The sequence below is a fragment of the Neisseria sp. P0009.S007 genome (genome assembly GCF_051962515.1).
The window spans coordinates 1-2,142 of sequence record NZ_JBQCVF010000224.1; the positions used below are offsets into that span (position 1 = coordinate 1).

At 49.0% G+C, this 2,142-nt stretch carries 1 pseudogene; it reads right to left on the reverse strand.

Annotation, left to right across the window (positions count from 1 at the left end):
* Positions 1–2,142 (reverse strand): annotated as a pseudogene (locus ACTHS3_RS11855) (hypothetical protein); the annotation flags it as partial.

A 2,142-nucleotide genomic window follows, 5' to 3' on the forward strand; every position in this document is an offset into this window, starting at 1 on the left:
ACCTTTATCGCCTTTGTCGCCTTTAGGGCCAGCAGGACCGGTATCGCCTTTTTCGCCTTTAGGACCAGTAGCGCCGGAAGCACCAGTAGAACCACCACCGATTACGCTCAGGGTGTATTCGTTAGTGCCGTTTGAAGTCATTTTCAGACCTTCACCAGCGATCAGTTTCAGAGGATTGCCTGCTGAATTTGGGTTGTATTTGAATGTACCTACAGCAGGTGAGCTACCGCTACCATCGTGGCCTTGGAATACAAATGGATTCAGATTTTCGATGCGGTTTGCTACGGCAAACAATTGAGAGCCGTTGATTGCATCGGTAGAAGTTGAAGAGATACGACCTGCGGCAACGTTTTGGATTTGACGTTCGTTACCTGCAGAGCCTACAGACAATACTGCGCCGTTATTTAAACCGCTGGTTGCGCCTGCGAAACCACCGTAAGTGTAGTTGCCAACAGTAGCGCTGTTAGTAGGTGCGAATGCGCTGGTTGTAGAACCGTTACCCAGGGCTACGCTGTTTTCGAGAGTAGATTTAGCTTCTGTACCCAAAGCCAAAGTGTTTTTAGCTGTTGCTTGAGCACCGTTACCCAGAGCAGTTGCATAATCACCACCATTGGCTTGAGCACCACGGCCCAATGCAATCGCTTGTTTAGAAGCAGCGTTACTTTGTACGCCCAAAGCTACTGAATATTTACCAGTTGCTGTAGCAGCAGGACCGAATGCAGCGGCAGAAGTACCGTCAGCTACAGAGCCACGACCGATTGCTACGTCAGAACCTTGTTTCGCTTGAGCGTCGCCACCCAATGCTACCGCGCCATTTGCCAGAGCTTTAGAGCGCTCACCGATGGCTGTAGCTACGATACCGGTTGCTTGAGATTCTGTACCGATTGCCATTGCCGAACCGGCATTATTTACTACGCCGTCGCCATCAGAACCGGTAGAAGTACCATTTGCTGTAGCAGCATAACCTACTGCAACGTCAGCAGTTTTAGAAGCATTTGATTTAGAACCTACTGCAATAGAGTTATTACCAACGGCTTTAGCAGCAGTACCTGCTTTATTACCAAAATTACCATCCATCGCACCGCCAATAGCTACAGAATTTTCACCTGTTGCTTGAGCAGATGCACCACCGGCAAATGAGCCTGCGCCATTCGCTTGAGACAACACGCCGATAGCGGTACTACGTGCAGCAGTTGATTCAGCATAAGCACCGATACCAATTGCATTATCGCCTCTAGAAGCTGTTTTTGTACCGACAGCAATGGAGTTATTGTTAGCCGCAGTAGCAGTTTGACCTACGGCAATAGAGTTAGACTCAGCAGCAGTAGCGTTAGAACCTACAGCAACTGCAGCTTCTTTATTGGCTTGCGCATATGGACCAACCGCAACTGTCAGATTACCTTCTGCTTTTGTATACGAACCGACGCCGACAGCTTGAACACCTGACGCATTTGAGCTAGTACCCATTGCAATCGCGTGATCTTGTTTTGCTACGCTATCTTTACCGACAGCAATCGCATTTGTCCAAGCACCCGAAGCATTTCGTCCAATAGCTATAGAATCTTGATGTGAAGCATTTGCGTGAGTACCCACTGCAACAGCCGCAGCACTTGCATGAGAATTATCACCGATAGCGGTTGCAAATTGCGCTGATGCATTTGCACGGTTACCGTATGCACTTGCGGAGTCTTGAGTAGCAGTTGCACGGTTACCTACTGCAGTCGCACGAATTTGCGTTGCTTGGGCTACGTTACCGATTGCAACAGAAGCTTCACCACTTGCAATAGAGCTCACACCCATTGCAGTTGAAGCACCGCCGGTTGCTTGGTTGTTATTACCTACAGCCAAAGATGCGTTTTTGTCTGCAATGTTATTAGCACCGTAAGCGATAGTGCCATCTTGGCTGCTGGCAGTATTTTGATAACCCACTACAACAGAGTTCACACCAACGTTTCTGTTAGAACCGTTGTAAGTGCCATCAGGAGTGATGTTTACTGCGCTACCTCCCAATCTTACATCGGCCTCTGCTCCGCTAGATGCCATCAAAGCACCTGCTGCAACCACTGCAGCAGCTACGGCTTTACGCTTGTCAGAAGCGGATTTTTTGCCGTGTGCATGGCTGATTTCGGAAACCGCGGTCCA